The following is a 22415-nucleotide window of genomic DNA, read 5'->3' as shown; positions in this document are numbered from 1 at the left end:
CTAACAGAGCAAATGGCGACACTTAAATTAACATTAGACAAGCGTAGAAAATATAAAGACGGCAGAAGTCCGTTAATATTTAGATTAACCCATAAAGGGCGTAGTACATCAATACATATTGGAATAAAGCTTCTGGAAAGGGAATGGAATGCTAATAAATTGAGGATAAAAAATAGCCACCCATTTTGTAAAGAGTTAAATATTGAATTAAAAAATAAACAAACAGAATTAGAAATATTAGCTTTTAGAAACGCAGAAAAAATTATGTTGATGGACCAGGTCAAAAAAGTAAAACAACTTCTTATTGAAAAGCCTCAAAACACCGCTGTTTACTTTTCAGCTTTTGCAAAAGAAAAAATGAAAGTTTTAAAAGAACAGGAAAGATATGGTAATGCTCAATCTTATAAAACAGCTTCTGACAGAATTCTACGTTTTAAAGGGATGCAACTAGAGTTAAATCAAATAGATTATAACCTTATTCTGTCTTTTGAGAATTATTTGTTAATAGATGGAGTAAGCCGAAATAGTGTAGCTGTTTATATGAGGACCTTAAGAGCAATTCTTAATCTAGCCGCTAAAGAAGACAAGTATAATTTAAAGAATTACCCATTTAAAAAATACAAGATTAGAACGGAAAAAACTATTTCAAGAGCTATTGGCTTATTAGAGATTAGAAAGATTTACCAATTAGATGACTTAACAAACAAAGAAGAACAAGCAAAGGATATTTTTTTGTTAATATTATCTTTAATAGGTATTTCGTTTATGGACCTTATTTTATTGAAGAAGTCAAATATAGATAGAGATAGGATTATTTACAAAAGAAGAAAAACAGGTAAAGTATATAGCATAAAATTAAGTTCCTTTTCAATTAGGATAATTAAGAAGTATTGTCATAAATCTTCTGACTTTATTCTGCCTCAATTTCAACAGGATAATTTTAAAAAAAGTCAATATAGACATTGTGTAAGTCTCGGCTTAAATAAAACCAACAAATATCTTAAAAAGATAGGTAAGAGGTTAGACTTACCCATAACCTTAACCACCTATGTAGCCAGATATAGTTGGGCCAATATTGCAAAAAGTACAGGATGTTCTAAAGAGCTTATAGCTGAAGCACTCGGTCATACCTATGGAAACCATGTTACGGGTATTTATTTAGATACTTATGGGAATGATTTAATAGATGGGGCCAATAAACAAATAATTAAAAAGTGTTTTTATGAATTATAATGATATTTATATATAAAGGCATATGAATATTCAAGACATTAATGACCAATTGAGATTGAAACAGGTAGAGCTACAAATTGCAAAAGATTATAAAGAAAGAATACGTGTTCAAAATCAAATTAAAAAACTACAATTTGAAAAGGAAATTGAAATTATAAAAGATAAAATAAAAAGAATTAGTAATATTTAGGAAGTAGACATCTTATTGAACTTGACGTATTCTCTATTAACGAGCTTTCTTCCATCAGAATTTTGCTGAATTAGCCATAAATACTTATCTATAATTCTTAGTTTAAAAGCTGAGTCATTATTTATAAAAAAATGATAAGCTGTAGTATTTTTAAATTCATTAAGAATAACATATGATTGTTTAAATAATAAATCAGCATTAGCTTGTTCTCGAAGTTTCTCAGTTTGTTCTATGAAACCAATATATTTTTCTAATTCATTTTTCTTAAACTGTTTTTTACTTTTATTCAACTCCCATAAAGAGTCTTTAGCCAGCGTATCGTATAGCGAAAATTTGTTCGGGTTTACCAAAAAAGCGATTTTGCTCAACAATGAGATAGTTTTGCGATTGGTAGAATTGTTATTCTTTTTTAATATGTCACTAGTTGTATCAATTACCGAAACATCTCCCTTTATTACATTCTCTATAAAACCAACCTCAAACAATTCATTAATAAATGAATCTACATTCTGATAGCCTGATGAAATATTTCTACGGATAGAATACTCTCTAAGAAACACTTCGAAAACCTTTCCAGTAAAAAATTCAAGAAGAGGTTTGTCTTTATGAATTTCTATTAATTTTGAAAAATAAGAATGGTAATAATCTTCATTTCTGTTCCACCAATAAATAGCTTCAAGAGTAGCGTTTTCTATTTCGTGTTTAGTCATTTATAAATATTTGAATAAGAATAATTGAAGTCATTCAGTTGAAAAAGCTTAAGAAGACATTTGTTTACCCCATGACTTTATTTGTCCTGAAAACTGTGCCTCTATAACCTTTTTAGCAGCTTGATTTGATGTTGCACTGGCGCTTACATTAATAAAGTGCCCTCCTGATTTTAATCTGATTTTTCCTTTGTACATTTTTGTTGTCATAATTAAAGTTTTTATGTCCCATTTTATAATCAATAAAATGGGACAGCATTTATACCATTAATTTTTCTAATTTATTTTTTGTCTCTTTCCAGTTAGGATATATCTTTTCCATAAGCTCAAAAAAAGCTTTACTGTGGTTTAAATGGGCCAAGTGACATAGCTCATGCACAATCACGTATTCAATGCAGCTTTTAGGAGCCTTGATAAGTTCTAAGTTGAGGTGTATTTGACCATTTACGTCACAACTTCCCCACCTTTTTTTCATCCACCGATACTTTAACACGGGTGTCCCATTATAGAATCCTTTGGAGTATGGGACAGTTTCTTTGAATAGCTTATTAAAATGTAACGATGCTTTTTCTTTATACCACTTTTTCAATAAGAACTCAATACGAGGGGTGTCATTATTTAAAGCCACTTGTATGAGAATATAACCATCTTTCATTTTGACAGATTCATTTTCTGATTCAATGATTTTTAAGCGATACTGTTTTCCAAGGTATAGGTGTGTCTCTCCACTGACAAATTTTCTCGGTGGAGTAATTGGGTCAAATGATAAGAAGAATTCCTGTTGTTTTAAAATCCAACTAGCCTTTTGCTTAACTCTTGCTTTTATAACGTCTATATTACTATCACTAGGAGCATTTACCTCAACAGTCTTATCGGGATGAACTTTTATTCCTAAAGTTTTACGTTCAGAAAATTCGAGCTCGTAGTCAATTATTGTAGTCCCGTACTGTATTTGGTCCTTAATCATTATTTGTATTTTAAAATAGCGATTTTCAGACATTCTTCTATAATGTGGTCAATCTTGTCCCAATCAGTGTCTAAATCAAATTTCTGATGAATATCATAAATTATGTCGCCTAGCGCAATATTTATTTTGCTCGTGACATCCTCATTTTTGTGCCAATCAATTATTTTATTATCGTTTAAATAAATACGTTCTTTTACAGTATTGTCAATAGCTAAACTAATTTCAATATGAAAAGGAGTTTTTATTAATTCAACGTCATCAAAAACTGATTTACTATAATTATAAAACGCTAATGCCACTTCATTATTAACTAATTCCTTTGGGGCATCATCGGAACGCCCAGAGAAAAATTTATTTTCATGCGCTTTTACCTTTTTTAAAAATTCTGCTTCATTTATTCGTCTTTGGTAATATTCTGCAATAGTTTCTTTTATTAGGTCTGCAAGTTTTTTATAGTAAATTGGGTCCTCTTGCATTTTTACGTTTATAGCCTTAATTGTTCTACTTGCAATATGGTCAGCTTGTGCTGCTTTTCCAGTAATTTTTTCGACTTCAGCCTCTCGCTCTTCTTTATTAAAAACATTTACTAATTCTGTTACTTTTAATATCTCACCTTCTGTTGATATATGTTTATTAATTAGCTTTTGAATTTGAGGCTCAAACTCTTGATAAGATAAGTCATCATTATATCTGCGTTTTACATCAACACGCAGTTTTAAAAAGAACAACGCATCCTTCTTATAAGATTTTATTTTTTTCTCATCCGTATTGGTAACAAAATCTACTGATGATAAAGCCATTTTTAACAGTCTTGAGAAGTGACTTAATTTTTCATAGAACTTATTTCTAATGTCTTCTTGCGACAATAACTCTTCGTATGCAGTTGGTTCAACATTTTTGTCTTTTAAAGTTTTAAAGATGTCCCATAATTCCGAGTGCGATTGTGGAAGCTTTTTAACCTCATCTGTTAACTTTGTAAGCGTTCCTTCCAATTCATCTTCATTGAAATCTTGTAGTCCAGAATAAGTGCTTATAGCATTGTCTAGGTTTTCTAAATTACCGTAATAATCTATAACATATCCATAATCTTTTCCAGGGAATACCCGATTTACTCTTGCAATTGCTTGTAAAAGGGTGTGCTCTTTTAGTGACCTACATAAGTATAATATGGTATTATTAGGAGCATCGAAACCAGTTAATAATTTCGCTACAACAATCAATATTTCTGGGTGCTCTCGCTTCTTAAACTTTGCAATGACGCTTTTTTCGAATCGTTTTAAGTCACCATACTTGTCAATCATTGCGTTGAAATAATTGTCCTCTCTATCTTTTTCTTCATCTACATTATAGAAACCATCTGTATATCCTTCACGCTGGTCAGATTGCGTTACAATAACTTCTGATGAGACCATACCAATTTCATCTAAATACTGCTTGTAAAGAAGAGCTGTTTTAATTGATGGCGCAACTAATTGACCTTTCGGCTTATACTTATCTTTTTCTGTTTGAAAGAAATTAACGTAGTGTTCACTTATATCCCATGCTCTGGCATAAATGACCTGTTCAGCCTTGTTTAGCTGATTAATAGAGTTAAACTTCCTTTTAAGCGATGCCTTACCATAATCCGTAAAAGGTTCGGAAACTTTCTCAAAATAGCGATTAATGGGGTCCTCGTTTAAGGTCATAATATTATGCCTCCCCTCATACAATAATGGTACAACAGCTCCATCTTCAACAGCATCTTTTACAGTATAAGGAAGCCCAATATAGCCGCCAAACTTATTAGCAGTACTTCTTTCCTTCTTCATTAAAGGAGTTCCTGTAAACGCTAGAAAACAGGCATTTGGAAACACTCTTTGCATACTAACATTAAAAGACCCGTATTGTGTCCTGTGACCTTCATCAATCATTACAAATATATCTGATGAGGTAAACGGTCTTTTACATTGATTAACTGCGGCTTCAAATTTATTAATGATTGTAGTTATAATCGCATCACTACTATCATTTAACAATTCTGTTAGATGTGAACCTGTTTTGGCTTGTTTAACCTCTTTATCGCATTTTTTGAATGTTTCAGAAATCTGGTCATCAAGGTCTATTCGGTCAGTTACTAATAAAATTTTTGGATTATTAATATGTTCACTTGATGCTATTAACTGTGCAAGCATAACCATTGTAAGACTCTTTCCCGAGCCCTGAGTATGCCATATGACACCACCTTTTCTTCTGCCAGTATTATCAAAATGAACTATACGATTTAAGGTCTCCTTAACAGCAAAATATTGCTGATATCTGGCTACTTTTTTAATTCCTTCATCATATAAAGTAAAGTTCCTGATGAGGTCTAAAATCCGTTCTGGGCGACATAAACTATATAGCAATTCATCTTGTTTTGTTAATACTCGCTCTTCATTTTCCAATCCATCAAAGTAGTTTTTCACATACTTAAATCTATCTGAAAATAAATTACTTTTTTGATTAGCGTCAAGAGGATGATTTTTTAATTTTTTTAATGTTGACCAATATTCTTTTTCGGAATCGCTTGTGCTAAACTGTTCTTTCCATTTTGCCCAGAACTCTTTACTGGTTCCAGTGGTGGCATAACTACCATCATTAGTTGCAATACTTAATAATAGATTTGAGTAAACATACAGAGACCGTATACCATCTTTACTGAAATTTCTAATATGTTGTTCTATCGCTAATTCAGTTGGTGATTTTGTCCCCTTTAATGAAGGTGATTTACATTCAATAATTACTGTTGGTATTCCATTTATAAAAAGCAACACATCTGGTCTATACGTATCAGTTCGAGCAGTTCTTAAAACACTAAATTCCTCGGTAACATGAAAAACATTATTTTCAGGACTCTCCCAGTCTATATAGTGAAGTGTGTGGCTTTTTTTGTCGCCCTCAATACTTTGTTCATAGGCTTTTCCTAAAGTTAGCAAATCATATAAAGCTGCATTTGCGTTGATAAAACCGTCTTGAAAAGGAAGGTCTTTAATGGCAACTACTGCTGAATGAATATTAGCATCTGAAAATTTATATTCTTTCCCTTTACGAATAATCGTATTAATTTTCATTAACTGTTCTCGCAATACATCTTCAAATAAAACATGAGAGCCTTTGCCTCCTCGCCATTCATTTGCTTTTTCTGGAGTTATGTATTTGTAGCCCATATTCATGAGCAACTGAATAGCTGGAATTTGTGAAATATGGTCTTCTAAAAAAGATGGTGTACTCATTTTGTTATTTTATTGGCTCTTTAGCTAAATTTTTCTTTTAATTACTATCATCTCCTGATATGCACTCTAATAGTTCTAGTTTTATTTCTTCAGAGTAATCTTCTTGGTAAACAATAGAATCAATTATTCTACCCAAAAACTCTTTGCTTATATTGTTAGCCGCTACATGGTAACTTATAGTCTCCATTTTGTACAAAAAGCGAGTTGCTGCTTCCAAGTATCCGTTTTTCAAGAGAAACATACTTCCCAATGAAATAGCAATTCTCTTATTTCCGTCTTGAAAACAATGGTTTTTATTTGCTGCAAAAAAAAGATGAGTTAATTTTTCAATTAGTGTTGGGTAGTAATCGTCATTTTGAATGTGTTCTAATGCCGCTTCTAGAGCTCCTGTATCAAGAACGCCATCTGCACCGCCTCCACTAATTTCTACAGTTCTTCCATGAATTGAAATCACCTCTTCAATATCAGTTATATATATAACAGGAACCATTAGCTATCTTTTAAACGTTTAAAAACATCCTTTGCCTCCTCTAATTGTTTGTCAAAGTTCACACTTTGTTCTCCCAAAAACCTTTCGAAATCAGCTGGTGAAATAGATTGGACATATTTTTCTAATTTTTGATGAAAAGCATCCCTAAAATGTAAATCTCTGGAAGCCATTTTTATTCGAGCATCTTCAATATGTGGTCTTTGTGATGGATGTTCAGAGAAATTTTTAAAAACCTCATCCACTTCGGATGAAGTTAGTTTTCGTCCTAAAAGCGAATACTTTCTCTCAATATCATGTGCAATACCTGTTTCAAATGAAGCTATTAGATTCAAGATTTCAGCATACATTGTATCTCTTGCACTATCCTTTGCTTCTAATTTTAGTATTTGTTTATACTCTTTTGCATTTTCAATAAATATGGATTGATAGATTTTGTCGGTATACAATGCGTATTTATAATTACCCATGTCAACATATCTACTTAAAGCAGAGGTAAACTCTTTTCGGTATTTACTTTCCCTTATTGCAGTTGGTAAATAATCAGCATCATTTCTGTTTATGAACTTGGTTCCGCTTCCTGTTTTTTCATTTATAACCTCAATTACTATGTCTAAAACTTTAGACCTTAATAGTTTAGCGTTTTCACTTTCAGAAAGCAACATCCCTAAATTGATAAACGACCTAAAATTGAATAATCCTAAAATAGTAGTTTTGGTCGCCTCATTCATAAGGTGACCAAACGCTAATTTGAACTCTTTCAAGGCCTTACCCCGTATTAAAATGTATCCATTATGTTTTAATTCCTCCTCATGATTTGATAAATACCTATCAATCGTTGAAGTGTCTACATTATAAAAATCAGCCACCATTTTTTTAGTAAAACGGTATTCGCCTTTAAACTCCATCCCAGGAATACCTATGTATTCTTGAATACGACTTATGGCAAACCTATTGTTTAAAATGTTCTGCCTGTCAACGTTTGATGTTGTTAAGTTTTTCGCTGCCATAATATTTTAATTAAGTTTTACTCGAATTTGTCCAGTTAACAACTGCTGCATCAAGCCTTTTTTCTGTTCCTGTAGCTGCATTAAATAGTTTTCAGTCTGCATTATTTCTTCATCAATTTTATCAAAAAAAACAGCAATTGCATTTTGTTCTTGTAAAGGCGGAATACTCACATCTATGGTTTCAAAAACATTCCACCTTAAACCACCCCTTCTTGCAATAGAGCCAGACATATTGCTTTGATAGTTATATATCATTCTATCGGTTTTAAGTAGTCTGTACATAAATGAATCATTAATAGTATTATCAGTTTTGAAAACGGTATACATTGGGCTTACTAAACCTCTTTCCATCAAATCTTGATAACCAATAGAACCTTCTTCAATGTGATTGGTAGCATAAGCAAAATAGTCTCTTGGTACTATTTTGTATTTAGACAAATCATCACCAAAAACTTTTCTTCCGAAATAATCTAATGACCTTACTAAACCATCATATTTAGTGCATGAAAGCACCTCAATGTTTTCATCTTTTTTATTCTTATCTGTAAACTGTGTTGCAATTTCACCTATGCTAACTTTTCTCCATTTGTCAGTAAACCCAGCTAAACGAGTTTTTCCAGTTAACAACTGTTGCATTAATCCTTTTTTACGAAGCTCTAATTTTTCAACAAGAGTTTGTGTATTTTCAATGGCTTCGTCCCAATCAGATAAGATAAAGGCTATTTTAGCTCTTTCCTTTTCGGGTGGCATTGGCATTAGAAAGCGTTTAAAATCCTTTCCATTTATTGAATTGATAGTTGCGCCTAGGTTTCTATGAACTTCCCTATTATATATATCAGTGTCAAATAGTTGAAATAAAAATTTATTTAATGGACTTCTATAAACGGCCATGAATGCTCCAAACGCATAACCTTCGCTTTCTTTATTGATTAATGCGTTTTTTCCAATTAAAGAACGACTTCCATTACGTACACAAATTAAAATATCATTTTCTTTTACAGGATTATATTTTCCTTCTTCAACATCAACGTATACATTGTCCTCGAATTCTAATTGACGATTTTGCACATTTGAAGAGCGGAGCACCAATGTTCCATTTTCATTAATGTCTTTCGGACTATAGGTTAAACCATTTAACAGTTCACCCAAATCACCTAAATTGAAAACCTCCCAATCATTGGGAATGAATCCAATTTTCGTCATCTTAAAGCCCTCTTTTACCTCAACTCCCTCTTCAAATGTTCTTGACAGTTCGTTCATTGTTAATCAAATTTTAATTTTATTATAGCCATTAACTGACTGAAATCAGACTCTTTAAAATCTAATTCTGGGGAGTTGTCTTCAAAACCCTGTGCTAATGCATCAATAGAGAAGCCAACATCAAAAACTCCAGCATTGTTTAAAGTAACCGTTAAGCTGTGTTTTTTGTTATCGTTATTCAACTCAAAGAAATATCGAATATGATTTATCTCTTCATACGGGTTTTGAGACTTATAATCCTTATAAGATTTATATAGCGGCCTTGATGTGAAAGTTCCAGTTAAATTGTTGTTGTCGATATAGTACCCCAGAAATTCAACGTTTAAATTTTTATATCCAGCCATAGACTGTACTAGTCTCTTAATTTGCTCGTCCTTATTTAAAAAATACTCTTTTAATGTTTTCATAATCCTAACTCTGCTAAATGTTGTTCAAGTTTGTGCTCGACTTCTTCAATCTGCTGCTTTATAGCCTTAATCTCTTCTTGAGTGGCTTTAATGTCAACAGGCTCTTCCTCTTCAAAGGTGTCAACATAACGAGGGATGTTTAAATTATAATCATTATCTTTTATTTCTTCTAACGTTGCAACATAGCTGTATTTATCAACAGTCTCCCATTTTTTATAAGTGCGTATAATATCTTTAATATTGTCATCACTTAATTTATTCTGGTTTTTGCCATTTTCAAAATCGTTGCTCGCATCAATAAACAATACCTCTGTGTTATCACCTTTGTTCTTATCAAACACTAAAATCGTTGCTGGTATACCTGTGCCAAAAAACAGATTAGGCGGTAACCCTATAACGGCCTTCAAAAGATTCTCATCAATAATTTGCTTACGTATTTTTCCTTCAGAGCTACCTCTAAATAGAACACCATGCGGCAGTACCACACCAGCTCTACCATGTTCGTTTAAGGTCTCTATCATATGTGTGATAAAGGCATAATCACCTTTACTTTTTGGTGGCGTGCCTCTATGAAACCTATTATACCTGTCAGCACTAGCATCTTCCGCTCCCCATTTATCGAGAGAAAAAGGCGGATTAGCAACCACAATATCAAATTTCATTAGCGCATCGTTCTCGGTAAGTTTTGGGCTATTTATAGTGTCTCCCCATTCTATTCTGGCATTGTCCATTTCGTGAAGAAACATGTTCATCCTAGCCAGTGCCCACGTACTTCCATTAATTTCTTGACCATTTAATGAGACATTTTTACTTCCTATTTCATCAGCCACTTTTAATAATAAGGAACCTGAACCACAAGTGGGGTCACAGACCTTATCGGCTGCTTTAGGTTCTACCAATTTGGCCAGCAATGTTGATACTTCTGCTGGTGTATAAAACTCACCAGCTTTTTTACCAGCACCAGCTGCAAAATTAGCGATGAGATATTCGTAGGCATCACCAATTACATCATTCCCAGAAAGATTTGATGGTCTTAAGTCTAAATCAGAGAAATCAGTTAATAGGTTTTTAAGTATTCTATTCCTGTCTTTAGTTTGACCAAGATTACCTTCAGAATTATAGTCTATATTTCTGAATACACCTTCGAGCTTAGAACGATTGGCATCTTCAATTTTTTCAAGGGAGATATTAATTAGCTCTCCAAGATTGGATTCATTTCTGCTGTTGTATAGAAAATCGAAGCTGCTATTTTCAGGAATCTTGAAGCGCTCTAAACTCATAGCTCTTTCCACCCTTACTAAGTCACCATTATATTTTTTAGTGTATTCCGCTCTTTTTTCTTTTTGCACATCGGTGATGTATTTAATAAAGAGCATAGTAAGAATGTAGTCTTTATAGTCGCTTGCGCTGATTGTACCTCTAAATGAATCACAAGCCTTCCAAACCTTTTGATTTATTACTTGCTGTGTTAATTTACTTTCCATATCTATATTTATTTCTTTGTATTGTTAATCATTCTGTTAATGAGCCCCCTCTTTAGTGTTGCCTTAAGTTCAATTAATTTCTCAGACAACTCTAACTCTTTTTGCATTAAGTCCGTAAGTTTTGAAATATCATTTTGTTGCTTAATTGAAGGGATAACAACTTCTATCTGTTCCAGCTCTTTTTTGGGTATAGAGGTAATACTTGCACCAGCACCAATATTCATTAGTCTGTATTGAACACTATCAGAGTTTAAATACTCCGCAAGATATTGTCCCAGTATCTCTTTTGGATTTGTCCTAATTATAAAAAACAAAGAAGACGGGACAGTTGGGCCAAAAGAGGGGTCATAAGCCCAAGCAAAAATTCTGTTCCCTTTTCCAGCTAGAATCACATCGTTAGGCCCTAAAAGAAACTTACTCATATCATCTGCTATATCAACATAGCTATCATCAAAATCTGATGGCTGAAAATTATCATCAAAATGACTACTTAATAAATACTTCTGCTTACCTTTAGATTTAGCCTTCTTATACAAGCCAAATTGAATGTCTGCTATTTCATATATTCTCTTTATCATTTTAAAAATACTATTGTATGAGGTTTCAAATATACGAATAATAATTTTATTGTACAAGCTTTCAAAGTAAAAAAAATATTGTACAAGTTTTCAAATTATTATTTTATATCTTATTGATGTGAAAAAAATTCTGAAAAATTTTTGGTGACAGGTCCGTTGTTAGGTTTTTAAAGGAACCACCTTAATACATAAGAGAGGATACGGCAGCGAGAAATATTTTTTATCAACAGGAGGGGGAGGGGTCCGATAGGTATGCAGTTTTTTCAGGGTCTTTAAGGGCTTTTTTGAAAAAGAGGCATAGCGAATACGTGCTACAGTTATGCAATATAGAAGAATTAAAGACCGTAAATGTCCCGTTTTGGGATGGTAAAAACGGGACATATAGTGAATTAAAATGTAAAAACCAAATATTTTAACACAAAATATTCAATTTTACTTGTTTTTTGGATTTTTATGTAGTATATTTGCACTAATTATGGCGAATTACATTTGCCCAAGAATAACAAAAAGTCCTATATTAAAACATTTCCGTAGGCAATTTTCAATTTATTATGAAAAAAACAATAACAAGCTCAGGTGCTTTGTCACTGAGGGTAAAAAGTAATGTGAAAATTCACAAAGAATTATTGGCAGCATTCAATAGTTTCTTAAATAACGTAGTCGCAATAGTTGCGGTGGTATTTGTAAAACCTCTTAATTATTATGCAGTATGATGAATTAAAGACAAACGCTAGTTTTCATTCAAATTGTTTTGACTATGAAAACAATACTAAAGAACAGGTTCTGCCAAATGGTGAGTTTAGTATTTATAAAGAACCTATTACTTCAATAACCCCAATTGGGGAAACAACACTTCCAGAATTATATAAATTTATTAGCACCAGCGAAGACTTAAATAATAAAATATTTAGGCTCAGGGAGATGCTTTTCCAAAAAGGTAGTGCCGTATATAAAAAGGAGAAGGCAAATGTACTTCCATCTGTAACGCCATCTGGGAAATTTAAAATCAGAAAGGCTAATGGGCTTATTCGTCATAGCGGTATAATCTGTATAGATATAGATGACGTTCAGTCAAACGATTTTGTCGGACTTAAAAGAAGGCTTGCTGCTGACATCCAAATAAAGCCTATTTTGATATTTACTTCACCATGTGGATTTGGTTTAAAAGTATTTCTTAAGATAGATGTTGACCAGAGCACCCACTTTAACTATTTTGAAGCATTGGAATCCTATTTTAAGCTGGAATATGATTTAGAAATTGATAAAGCCTGTAAAGATGTTTCTCGTGCATGCTTTTTGTCTTATGACCCCGATGCTATTTATAACGATATTTTTTTAAATGAAAAGGGATTAGACGCCAACTTTATAAATCATTGGGCTTCCAATCAAGGAGTAGTATACGATAATGAGCTTGATATCAATACAATTGAAAAGCTTTATAAAATTGGAAATGGTTTAAAATCTAAAGGTGTTTGCATATCTGATGATTATCATGATTGGGTTAGAGTGGGACATTCATTTTGCCAATTAGGAGAACAGGGACGGGAATTATTTCATTTGTTTAGCGAAGTGAGCACTAAGTACGACACAAATAGTACAAACTCTAAATATGATGCCTTACTGGAATCCTATGATGGTAGATTGGGTATTGGTACAATTTTCCATATGGTTTCACAAATGGAGTCAATAAAAATGGTGGAAAGCATAGGGAATACAATTAGAACAGCTTCTCAACGCATGCAAGATGCGCAGAAAATGCCTGAAATTAAACCATTGATTGGAGTGGTATGGCAAATGGGAGAATTACACATTCTATTTGGAGACACTGGTTCTGGTAAAAGTGTGTTAGCTATACAAATAGCAAATAGTCTATCTAGGGGAATTAATGTTCTGAATATTCTTACTAATGGTGTTGGACCACAGAAAGTTCTAGTCTACGATTTTGAACTATCAGACAGACAGTTTTTGAAACGTTATTCAGATGACACAAATAATATGTACGATTTTCATGAGGATTTTATTTTAAGTGATATCGATTTTAAGCAATTAATGATTGACTACCCGAATGAGAGTCTTGACAAATGTATGTTTAGGAAAATAAGACAGGACATCAAGGAGACTAGAGCGAATGTCGTGATTATTGATAATATAACATTTTTAACTACTCAAGCTGCACAGGAAACTTCAGTGGCTTTAGATTTAATGAAAGAGTTGGATTCAATGAAAAAAGAGTTTGGAATATCGATACTTGTTTTAGCACATACACCTAAAGTTAAGAACGGGACATTTCTGACACTAAACGAACTTGGTGGCAGCAAGCATTTATCTAATTTTGCCGATAGCGTTTCATGCTTAGGTAAAAGCTCTCAAGAAAAAGATGTTAGATACCTAAAACAGGTTAAACCATCGAGGTCGGCTGAAATCATATTCGATATTGAAAATGTTATTGGACTCACACTTAATAAGCGAAATAAATTCCTTGGGTTCGATTATTTAGATTGTACACATGAATCCGAGCACTTGGATTTCTCATCACCAAAAGAAAGGCGTAACCAAAAATTGGATATGGTAATAGAACTCCATGAGAATGGTGCGTCTTATAGAGCCATTGAGTCCACAACTGGTGTTCCAAAATCAACAGTAGAGCGATGGGTTAATAAACATAATAATAATGAAGGTCAATTATAATTGACCTTCATACTTTAATTAATAAAAAAAATGATTGATTTAAAAAAAGAAAAACTGCAACGAATGATAGTAGATGCATTTAACGGTAATAAAGTTAATTTCATTGATGAAATTAACAATAAGATATATGATAATGAGTATCCAGTAAACCAAAGAACAGAAGTTGTTGTTAAGGGATACTTTAATTGGGATGATTGTTGTCCATATGTTCAGTTTCAAATAAAAATGGATGATTACCAGCTAGACACAGAGTTCTATAAAAATGATTTCAATGTGATGTCAAACGATGTTAGAATTGATGAAACAGAAGTTGATGGCGAAGTTGTTATTGGATTGATTTTATATCAAGATGATTTAGTATAAGAATAAATTTTATTATTGCTATATTTGAGACAATAAGTTCTTTAATAACTGCTAAAACTTGCATATAACTTGCACGTTAAAAAGCAATATTGGATAAAGTCAATAATAACAAGCCATATAAAGCTAAGAGTATCTGACTCATAATCAGAAAGTCCCTGGTTCGAGCCCAGGTGGGACCACATAAAATATCCGTAATAACTTAACAATTAAGTAGTTACGGATTTTTTTATTTAATAATTGTACGATTTATGTACGGTAAGTTTATTTTATTCTTTTAAAAACTGGAATAAATATTCAAGTAAATGGATAATTGATATTACGAATTAATTCAAAGAAAAACAAAAAAAAACCGCCCCCGTATCACTTGACGCTCCTGCCGCACGTACACATCTTTCTTAATTTCAAGGTATATACCAATAATTAAAAACTTAACGAAACTTATAAATCTTTTAAGTTTAGATTGAAGATTCCGTACTCGTCCATTATTGATTTAAAAAATACTTTCTTAGAGTCTTTTCTTATTATATGGCATACTCCATAATGCTTATGGTAAAAGTATTTTGTTTTGTCATTAACTTCATTCATTAAATTTTCAATTCTTGATTTCAATTTAGATACAGCATAAGCATCATATTTTTTTTCTGCTATGGGTTTAAAGGAATTTTCGATATACTCTTTAAAACCATCATTATCGGGAAGCCCCAATTTGTAAAGTATGTTTAAACAAGCTAAATCTGAAATTTCTGAATGTGGACTTTCCACATTTCTATTAATGAAATAATGATATAAAAAAATAAAAGTAAGAACTTCTTGTTTGTATGAATTTAAATTTCGGGCTCTATGGTCATCCTCTGGTGTAGTTATGGATAAATTTATAATTGTTTTAGCAAAGGTTACCAATATGTCTTGCATTAAGCCATGATACTTGTCCTGTAAAATTTTCTTCCACTCTTCAGGAGTGTAAAACTTGTACATTTTTCTTTTTTCATCATATGGCAAATCATAAGACTTGAATATATGAACCGCTGTGATGATTTGTGATATTAAGAGAAATTGACATAGTAATACCTCATTTATTTCAATTTCACTATCTCGGGAAATAATGTTTAGTGACTTGATAAAGTAATTAGCTTGTGTTTCTGTAGATTCGGGGATTCTTTTTAATTCTGCTTTTTGACTAATGGAAATATCTTTTTCTTTATCATCAGCAACTTTCCTTTCATTACTTTCGGTGGCATCAGCCTCTTCTTCCTCATCGTTCAACTCTTCTTGTTCTATTTCCAGTTTTTCTTTATAAAACATTGAAATAGTTTGCCAAAACTGAACGGTATAATGTTTTGTAGATAGTTGTTGATTTTTATCCTTGTGTTTTGAAGCCATCATGGCTTCCTCAAAAGTCATTTCACTATGGGCTTCTAATTTTTCTTCTTGAGAAACAGAATATGTATTAGTTTTATCTTTATGGTAATTGTTTCCTGCGCTTAATTCATTTAAATATCCCAATAGGCTATATTCATTTAATTTCCCCATTTCCAAGGCACTTCTCATACTTCTAATTGCTCTATTTTCTTTAGATGGGTCAGTATTGAAAAGCTTTGCAATGTTATTTATTACTTGTTTGTTGGAGATAATCCTTTCGTTTTGGTCCTTTAACAAAACATAGGCAGGACTATATAACAGAAAGTCTTTTGCTACTCTTATTTGTAATTTTTCTGTTAAAGTTATTATTTGATTGAATTTTGAAAGCTCTTCTCCTATATCATTATAAAAGCATATGTAGAGATTATCAATATTACTGGAAAAAGTAAAAAAGCATTTTAAAGTTAATCCATCTAAATCGCAGCTTTCAATTTTAACGGATTTTTGATATTTTTCAGTTATTGGAGCGGTATTGACTAAATATTTGTCTCTTGTTAAAGTACTCGGGTCTAGAACTTCTTTTTTTCCTGTTATCCCAAGATTATTTAAATAATTAGTTTTTGAGGATTTATATAGCATGCCAAACTCTTCATTTATGCCTCTTATATCCCTTGTGCCAAAGGCTGCCTTTGTTGCATTTGCACTGCCAACCAAACAGTAATTATAATTTTTCCCTTTAAAGAAGAAAAGCTTGCTATGCAATTTTCTAATATACCCCTCAGATGCATTGATGGTTTTTTCCCCCCTATTTGTATTTTCCCATTGATAAAATTTTATTCTTTTATCCTCAGTCATTTTAGTAGGAGGTAACCCATTTTCTTTTGGTAAATACACATCTACTCTGCTTTTTGAATATTCCTCAAGTATCGATTTAAGGAATGTCCCGTCTTCATCATAATAAGGAGACACTATGGTAATATTATCTATTTCATTGGCTGGTATTAATGCAAGTAATTGATTTAATATTGAAGAATCTTCGTTATAAAGTAACGCCAATTCTGTGTCTTCATCAACCTTATGAAATTTGTGCTTTTCAGATTGAAAAGGTTTAATTAAGGTGCAGTTTCTGGGGATTACCTTTTTAATTCGCAAACCCGAGTAACCCTCCAAATTATCTGCGAGCTTGATGAGATATTCCCAGCCTTCATTTAAAATTGGCAAAAGAGGACTCTCTGATGAATCTGCAAATAGAGCAGAAAACGTTTCATGGTTTTTTCCATGTCCGCCAGCCGTAATGTTTCCGGAACCAAAAACCATCATTAAATGATTATCGCCAATAAAGAAATTAATTTTGGGATGAAATGCACCTCTGGCATAAACGCCATTAATAGAATACGTTTCTGTTAGTTGTTTTAATCCAGCAGAAGATGCCCCCAAAACATTATCGAGCATTGTAGAGTCTACTAAGACACCAATGTTATATATTGATTTATGTTTTAGGGTTTTTAATACTTGATATTCAAAATGATGGAAATTGAATGAGTAGGTCGTTAAGATTGCAGAATGAAATTTATTTCGACCCCCTGGAATTTCATGATATAGCTTTAGCTCAACCATTTAATTCGAAAGAATTTTTAGTTGTTTTTTTCCGAGTGATGTTAATTTATTTTCTTGATTTACAAGAGATAAATCATGTAAAAAATTGGTAATTGAATTCAATCTTGGTGACGTGTGTTGAGGTTTCATGGTTTGGATATGTGAGATGATTCCATCCTCAATAATAAATTTTAACAGATTGCTCTCGCCATTACCCATTTTGCGATAGGCTGTATTTATATGGCCATTTATAATTTGTTGAATACTCTTCTTAATGAATTCATTAAATTCATTTGAAAGACAAACCTCAACAAAAATCTTTAGATTTTCAGAAATTCTTCCTTTTTGGCCAAGAATGCTGTATTGCTTTTCGAATTCTAGTATGCTTTCCTTCTCTTCAGAAGGGATAGATTTATAAATTGCTAAAATAAATACAAAAGCCTTGAACATTGATTTTGGCGCATGGCTTGAGTTTTTAGATAATTCAAGTAATTCCTGTAAGTGGCTGCTAATTTGAGTGGAATTACTAAAAGGAATTTTTTCAATGATTTCTTTTAATTTTTCATCCTTGTTAATTCCAAGTTCTTGATGGCACAAATCAATTGTTTTCATTGTAATTTCGTCTATAAAACTTTCAATCTCCCTTGGACGACCATCAAGTTGTACTAAAATTGACCAGAAAATTGATTCTAACGCTATATGGAAAGCTTCATTTAAATAATAATAATACCATCCAAATGACGCATCTACCTTATCAATTTTCTTATGAGATATAAATTGATAAAGAATAAAACTCCGCTCATCATATTCATCAATTTCTGAATTGAAATAATTCAGCAATAATTTTATACTTTCTCTTCGCATATAAGACTTATTGCCTTTTATGTCTTCTATTCCTTCACCATCGTCTTTTAACAGAATATGTAAGTAATAATTCCATTCTTTTGTTTCAGGAACTATTTTGTCTATTCTAAAATCTTCAAGATTATCTATGTCGTTTAAATACAGCCTTCCACTTTCTATTACATCTAAAAACCTTTTTTGCTGTAATTTATCTATTGAATTGGCATAATCATCTGCGAGTAATTTTCCTTTCTTTTCCAAATGAAAAAATTGGCCTTCAGTATTGATTAGATTGAGTGTGGACAAAGCCCCTGCATAATACTGACCCAGCGCACCGGACCTAAAATCCCAATAAACAGACCCTTTTTTTGTGTCTTTTAGCTTATCGGCGCCTAAGTGAATGTCATAATACCCCTTTTCAACTATTTCGGATTCATTTTCTCCTGTAAATTTGCTTCCTATTACACTTTTTACCTCAGGAGCCTTATTTCGCATTATAAAAGCTATAATTAGCTCTCCTCTTCGAATAAAGTTATAATGTTCTCTATGGGTGAAATCTGTTCTACCTTCATTGGCTTTATAAAATTCTCGAATAATCCACATATAGAAACCATAGTATCTCAATCGTTGCGTTAAGTTGGTTAACCCCGGGAGTAATCTTCCATAAGTAGTAATGGAACTATTTTGTATTCCCAAGGCATCACGGCCTGTCATGAAACCGCTATTTTCTGCCCAGAAAGGGATTTTATAGGAAGCGATGCTATACATAATTATCTAAAATAAAAGTCTGCTATTAAATATTTGGAATTATTGATTTATAAATTCGTCTAACAAATTTCTTAGTTCTATGGCCTTATCTCTATCAAATTGAATGTTTTGTTTGGCACCCCGGCTTCTATCAAGGTCTCCGAAGGCATAGGTTCTTAACTGCATCCAGTGTTTTTCTATAATTACATCTGCAACTACATCTCCTTGTCTGATACTAATTCTATCAATTTTTTCTTTAATAATTTTACCGAGTACTGCCATGATATTTTTATTTTAATAATTCGAGTTATATGTTGTTATACTTCATGTTCTCATTTCTTATTTTGAACTTAATCTTCTAAAACCTTTAATAATTTGATAAATAAATATACCCAGTATAACACGGTGGAAAAGGTCTAAAAACTGCAACCAACTACTATCAATTTCTCCATACGTGGAAGAAAATTTTCTCGCTGGATTAAACATTTGCCAGAATACATTAAAATTATTCCATACCTCAGACAATGTTAGTGAAATATCATCCATACTTTTAGCCATTGTATAATTTATTTGGTCTGAAAATATGGGAAGCATTATAACATAAAAACCAAGTGTAATTAAAGAAATAATCCAAAGTGGTTTCCACCAACTCAACCCGTAATTATTAGTACGGCTAACCGTCATTATGACCTTGTCAGTCCATTTATAATTTTCTCCATATTCTTTAAGTTCGTTTCGGTAGGCTTGCATCTCCCTTGCCTTAAATAAAAGACTGTCAATTTCATTGCCTGATTTGGATAAAGCGGATTTTAATTGTTTAGAAATTTCACGAATTCCTCTTTGTTTATCTTCTTCTGAAACATTAGATATTATTTCAAGTTTATCATTATCAAACCATTTAACATTTGAAGCTTTTATGCTATCTAACTGTACATTATCAATTCTAATAACACCGAATGAGCCTAAATCAAATTCATTAAATCTTGCTGAACCGAAATCGGAATTACTGAAATTCAACGAGCTATTTTCCGTTGCAGAACATTTTACAAAACTCAAGTCAGCATAATTTGTGAAATTATTGAAGAGAACCAACCTAAATACCATTCTGTTAAACAGCAATTTGAGGTTCTGATTTATGCCTGACACCTGTAAATCATCAACTCTCCAATTATCAAAATTAAGGACACCTTCAAAACTAGGTGATAACCTTAAAGTAATTTTATCAATAGGATAACCCAAACCATTAAAATCTGCTCCTTCAATAAACTTTGCTTCAGTAATAAATATTTCATCACAATTTGCTTTGTTTGTACCAACTAAATCTCTGTTTTCGAGTTTTAATTTTTTATTAAATACATCCCTGTGGATGAAAACGCCTTTAATTCTAGATGCCTCTATATTAAATGTTCCATTGAAAACATTATCATTAAAAGTAAAGTTATTTGGACATTCAACGTTCCAAAATCTACACCATTCTTTTATCTCACACCTTATAATTGAAACATCTCCTTTTAGAGTTTCTACCCTTAAATTACCACCTATATTGGTATTACGAAGTTCAAGTTCGAAATCACCCCTTGTAATATCCAATATAGATTTAATATTACTATCCTTGATTTTGAGACCTCCCTCAATTACTGCTGTATCAATTTTTATTCGTTCAAATTCTGAATTAGAATCTACAACAAAAGACCTTTCCAATCTATTTTTGTAAGCGACGAATATATGCTCTCCCTTACAATCAGAAATTAGAATGGAACAGTTATAAGGATTGGTTGTCTGTGAATAGTCTGAAGTTGAAACCTCATTAAAAACAATTCCGGATTTAAATGTGCAATTTTTGAATACTAAACCATGGTTTATGTGAACATGGTTAACTTTCACAAGTCTATTAAAAACCAGACCTTCGATTATTCTAAAATTCCAATTTACGACTGAAGAATCAATAGTTACTTCGAAATTAATAGTTGTTCCTCTCTCATGAATGTGAGACGATATTAATCTTTGATTGAAACTGGCTTGATTATTAATAGGCATTAGTATAGTTATTTAAAATCTTCTCATTCCTCCGCATCCAGAATAGCTGCTCTTAGAGCGGTAATACGTTGTTGCCCATCGATTAGAATCTTTTTGCCTTCTGACATAGACTCATCCTTTAATTTTACATTATGGTTACGCCATGAAATGATGTAGCCTATGGGATAGCCTTTATAAAGGGAATCCATTAAATCTCTTACCTTACTTGATTTCCAAACAAAAGGGCGCTGTATTTCGGGTATGGCTATTTCGCCCGATTTTACCCAAGATAATAGGGTTTCTATGGGATGTTGATTGACCGAATATTTTTGTGTTTGCATAATATTTATGTTTTTTAATGAACCACTAAACCAACCTTTCTTAATTTAGATTGCAAATTTTCGTCTAAGTTTTCAAGGTCGGAATCATCCAGTTCTACTAAAATAAAATTATACTTACTGTATAATTCGAGTTTTCTCTTTTTTCGTTCTAAATATTTAGGGTCGGACATACCCCAAAACTCTACATAAATTTTATTTTCTGGCAAATAAAAGTCACAGTACATGTCCTCATCAATATTTAGCTTTTTTTCATAGGCATGAACGATTCCATTGTTATAGAAGAAGTTATCTATTAAAAGTTCAGCTCTACTTCTAACATAATGGCCATCAGAGGTTCTTTTTTCTGCCTTAATTTTTAAGCGGAAATCCATTTCTTCATCACCTGTTTGGGAATACTCAGAAATTTGTTCAACCTCATGACCTTCTCCAATTTTTATTGTTCTGACCAAGTGCTTATTATTCAAAATGCTTTCATCCCAAAGCGCATAGGGCACTCCGTTTTTTGACTCCATTTGATGACCTCCATTTTTTTCTCCAGCTTTTGTTACATTCCAACCATCTAAATTCTTGTTTATCCAACCTATTTCGGAGAGGTACAAATTGACTCTTCTATTAGAAATTTTAAAGTGCTCTCCAATTTTAGTTGGATTCAAAAGTTCTTTGGCGCTGATTGATTGGTCTAAGTCTAAATTTGATGGCCATACGACATATTCCCCGTATTTAGGAGTGTATTTGGTATCGCCTCCAGCTACTCTGCCATCTTGTGTTAATTGCCACTTATCGTCTTTTTTATAAATCCATCCATTATTGGCTAGTTGATTAAATAAATCTTTGGTTTCTATACTTTTAATTTTAGCTAATTGAGTTGTAGATATTAATTTCATATGA

20 protein-coding genes are annotated in these 22415 nt (G+C 32.1%); 4 read left to right on the top strand and 16 right to left on the bottom strand.

The features are described 5' to 3' along the window. Positions 1 to 12: 12 nt before the first annotated feature. Together GSB9_02052 and GSB9_02051 are read left to right on the top strand one after the other, a co-directional pair. Positions 13 to 1233: a site-specific integrase gene (locus tag GSB9_02052; protein ID UKM65483.1), complete on the top strand. Its 1221-nt coding sequence runs from the start codon at positions 13 to 15 to the stop codon at positions 1231 to 1233. Between the two features lie 22 nt (positions 1234 to 1255). Then, entirely contained in the window at positions 1256 to 1423 is a 168-nt protein-coding gene (locus GSB9_02051; GenBank protein UKM65482.1) for a hypothetical protein, read from the top strand. On the opposite strand, the gene GSB9_02050 is transcribed toward GSB9_02051, so the two are convergent. From GSB9_02050 to GSB9_02041, 10 genes are read right to left on the bottom strand one after another with little or no spacing between them, the layout of a single operon-like run. Continuing rightward, positions 1420 to 2133 carry a hypothetical protein gene (locus GSB9_02050; protein UKM65481.1) on the bottom strand — a complete coding sequence of 238 codons (714 nt, stop codon included), beginning with the start codon at positions 2131 to 2133 and terminating at the stop codon, positions 1420 to 1422. The genes GSB9_02051 and GSB9_02050 overlap by 4 nt on opposite strands. Positions 2134 to 2181: 48 nt before the next feature. After that, a complete protein-coding gene (locus GSB9_02049; protein ID UKM65480.1) occupies positions 2182 to 2340 on the bottom strand; it encodes a hypothetical protein in 159 nt (52 codons plus the stop codon). Positions 2341 to 2389: 49 nt separating this feature from the next. After that, a complete protein-coding gene (locus GSB9_02048; protein ID UKM65479.1) occupies positions 2390 to 3097 on the bottom strand; it encodes a M48 family metallopeptidase in 708 nt (235 codons plus the stop codon). Beyond that, positions 3097 to 6348 (bottom strand): HsdR family type I site-specific deoxyribonuclease, encoded by a 3252-nt coding sequence (locus tag GSB9_02047; GenBank protein UKM65478.1) that lies wholly within the window; start codon positions 6346 to 6348, stop codon positions 3097 to 3099. The genes GSB9_02048 and GSB9_02047 overlap by 1 nt, the downstream gene beginning before the upstream one ends. 37 nt (positions 6349 to 6385) lie before the next feature. After that, complete coding sequence (locus GSB9_02046; GenBank protein UKM65477.1) at positions 6386 to 6838, bottom strand: type II toxin-antitoxin system death-on-curing family toxin; 453 nt, start codon at positions 6836 to 6838, stop codon at positions 6386 to 6388. Continuing rightward, positions 6838 to 7845: a DNA-binding protein gene (locus tag GSB9_02045; GenBank protein ID UKM65476.1), complete on the bottom strand. Its 1008-nt coding sequence runs from the start codon at positions 7843 to 7845 to the stop codon at positions 6838 to 6840. The genes GSB9_02046 and GSB9_02045 overlap by 1 nt, the downstream gene beginning before the upstream one ends. Before the next feature lie 6 nt (positions 7846 to 7851). Then, on the bottom strand, positions 7852 to 9105 hold the full coding sequence (locus GSB9_02044; GenBank protein UKM65475.1) for a restriction endonuclease subunit S: 1254 nt from the start codon (positions 9103 to 9105) through the stop codon (positions 7852 to 7854). A 2-nt stretch (positions 9106 to 9107) separates the two neighbouring features. Further along, positions 9108 to 9512 (bottom strand): hypothetical protein, encoded by a 405-nt coding sequence (locus GSB9_02043; GenBank protein UKM65474.1) that lies wholly within the window; start codon positions 9510 to 9512, stop codon positions 9108 to 9110. Then, positions 9509 to 10996, bottom strand: coding sequence for a type I restriction-modification system subunit M (locus tag GSB9_02042; GenBank protein UKM65473.1), 1488 nt, complete (start codon positions 10994 to 10996; stop codon positions 9509 to 9511). The genes GSB9_02043 and GSB9_02042 overlap by 4 nt, the downstream gene beginning before the upstream one ends. Before the next feature lie 8 nt (positions 10997 to 11004). Next, a complete protein-coding gene (locus GSB9_02041; protein ID UKM65472.1) occupies positions 11005 to 11574 on the bottom strand; it encodes a restriction endonuclease subunit S in 570 nt (189 codons plus the stop codon). 702 nt (positions 11575 to 12276) lie between these two features. Here GSB9_02041 and GSB9_02040 point away from each other — a divergent pair. After that, the gene (locus GSB9_02040) at positions 12277 to 14262 is read left to right on the top strand and encodes an AAA family ATPase (GenBank protein ID UKM65471.1); all 1986 of its coding nucleotides are present in this window, start codon (positions 12277 to 12279) and stop codon (positions 14260 to 14262) included. A gap of 30 nt (positions 14263 to 14292) precedes the next feature. After that, positions 14293 to 14625, top strand: a complete 333-nt coding sequence (locus tag GSB9_02039; protein ID UKM65470.1) for a hypothetical protein — start codon at positions 14293 to 14295, stop codon at positions 14623 to 14625. Between the two features lie 438 nt (positions 14626 to 15063). Here the strand turns inward: GSB9_02039 and GSB9_02038 are convergent, their stop codons facing one another. From GSB9_02038 to GSB9_02033, 6 genes are all read right to left on the bottom strand, one after another. Further along, a complete protein-coding gene (locus GSB9_02038; GenBank protein ID UKM65469.1) occupies positions 15064 to 17601 on the bottom strand; it encodes a hypothetical protein in 2538 nt (845 codons plus the stop codon). Then, entirely contained in the window at positions 17602 to 19137 is a 1536-nt protein-coding gene (locus GSB9_02037; GenBank protein UKM65468.1) for a hypothetical protein, read from the bottom strand. It abuts the gene before it with no gap. Positions 19138 to 19230: 93 nt separating this feature from the next. Beyond that, positions 19231 to 19452 (bottom strand): hypothetical protein, encoded by a 222-nt coding sequence (locus GSB9_02036; protein UKM65467.1) that lies wholly within the window; start codon positions 19450 to 19452, stop codon positions 19231 to 19233. Between the two features lie 57 nt (positions 19453 to 19509). Continuing rightward, entirely contained in the window at positions 19510 to 21207 is a 1698-nt protein-coding gene (locus tag GSB9_02035) for a hypothetical protein (protein UKM65466.1), read from the bottom strand. 23 nt (positions 21208 to 21230) lie between these two features. After that, complete coding sequence (locus GSB9_02034) at positions 21231 to 21527, bottom strand: DUF262 domain-containing protein (protein UKM65465.1); 297 nt, start codon at positions 21525 to 21527, stop codon at positions 21231 to 21233. Positions 21528 to 21541: 14 nt separating this feature from the next. Beyond that, complete coding sequence (locus tag GSB9_02033; protein UKM65464.1) at positions 21542 to 22411, bottom strand: phage antirepressor KilAC domain-containing protein; 870 nt, start codon at positions 22409 to 22411, stop codon at positions 21542 to 21544. Between the last annotated feature and the right edge of the window lie 4 nt (positions 22412 to 22415).

This window comes from Flavobacteriaceae bacterium GSB9 (assembly GCA_022749295.1).
In the GTDB taxonomy this organism is placed as follows: Bacteria; Bacteroidota; Bacteroidia; order Flavobacteriales; family Flavobacteriaceae; genus Flavisericum.
Note: the sequence above shows the minus strand (reverse complement) of the source record. Positions and strands in the feature narration are given on the sequence as shown.

Excerpts from the sequence above, each read along its gene's own strand:
- GSB9_02039 (UKM65470.1), top strand. The coding sequence starts at position 14,293 with ATGATTGATTTAAAAAAAGAAAAACTGCAACGAATGATAGTAGATGCA.
- GSB9_02037 (UKM65468.1), bottom strand. The coding sequence starts at position 19,137 with ATGACAGGCCGTGATGCCTTGGGAATACAAAATAGTTCCATTACTACT.
- GSB9_02038 (UKM65469.1), bottom strand. The coding sequence starts at position 17,601 with ATGGTTGAGCTAAAGCTATATCATGAAATTCCAGGGGGTCGAAATAAA.
- GSB9_02040 (UKM65471.1), top strand. The coding sequence starts at position 12,277 with ATGCAGTATGATGAATTAAAGACAAACGCTAGTTTTCATTCAAATTGT.
- GSB9_02043 (UKM65474.1), bottom strand. The coding sequence starts at position 9,512 with ATGAAAACATTAAAAGAGTATTTTTTAAATAAGGACGAGCAAATTAAG.
- GSB9_02049 (UKM65480.1), bottom strand. The coding sequence starts at position 2,340 with ATGACAACAAAAATGTACAAAGGAAAAATCAGATTAAAATCAGGAGGG.
- GSB9_02041 (UKM65472.1), bottom strand. The coding sequence starts at position 11,574 with ATGATAAAGAGAATATATGAAATAGCAGACATTCAATTTGGCTTGTAT.
- GSB9_02042 (UKM65473.1), bottom strand. The coding sequence starts at position 10,996 with ATGGAAAGTAAATTAACACAGCAAGTAATAAATCAAAAGGTTTGGAAG.
- GSB9_02044 (UKM65475.1), bottom strand. The coding sequence starts at position 9,105 with ATGAACGAACTGTCAAGAACATTTGAAGAGGGAGTTGAGGTAAAAGAG.
- GSB9_02045 (UKM65476.1), bottom strand. The coding sequence starts at position 7,845 with ATGGCAGCGAAAAACTTAACAACATCAAACGTTGACAGGCAGAACATT.
- GSB9_02050 (UKM65481.1), bottom strand. The coding sequence starts at position 2,133 with ATGACTAAACACGAAATAGAAAACGCTACTCTTGAAGCTATTTATTGG.
- GSB9_02035 (UKM65466.1), bottom strand. The coding sequence starts at position 21,207 with ATGCCTATTAATAATCAAGCCAGTTTCAATCAAAGATTAATATCGTCT.
- GSB9_02051 (UKM65482.1), top strand. The coding sequence starts at position 1,256 with ATGAATATTCAAGACATTAATGACCAATTGAGATTGAAACAGGTAGAG.
- GSB9_02033 (UKM65464.1), bottom strand. The coding sequence starts at position 22,411 with ATGAAATTAATATCTACAACTCAATTAGCTAAAATTAAAAGTATAGAA.
- GSB9_02034 (UKM65465.1), bottom strand. The coding sequence starts at position 21,527 with ATGCAAACACAAAAATATTCGGTCAATCAACATCCCATAGAAACCCTA.
- GSB9_02046 (UKM65477.1), bottom strand. The coding sequence starts at position 6,838 with ATGGTTCCTGTTATATATATAACTGATATTGAAGAGGTGATTTCAATT.
- GSB9_02036 (UKM65467.1), bottom strand. The coding sequence starts at position 19,452 with ATGGCAGTACTCGGTAAAATTATTAAAGAAAAAATTGATAGAATTAGT.
- GSB9_02048 (UKM65479.1), bottom strand. The coding sequence starts at position 3,097 with ATGATTAAGGACCAAATACAGTACGGGACTACAATAATTGACTACGAG.
- GSB9_02052 (UKM65483.1), top strand. The coding sequence starts at position 13 with ATGGCGACACTTAAATTAACATTAGACAAGCGTAGAAAATATAAAGAC.
- GSB9_02047 (UKM65478.1), bottom strand. The coding sequence starts at position 6,348 with ATGAGTACACCATCTTTTTTAGAAGACCATATTTCACAAATTCCAGCT.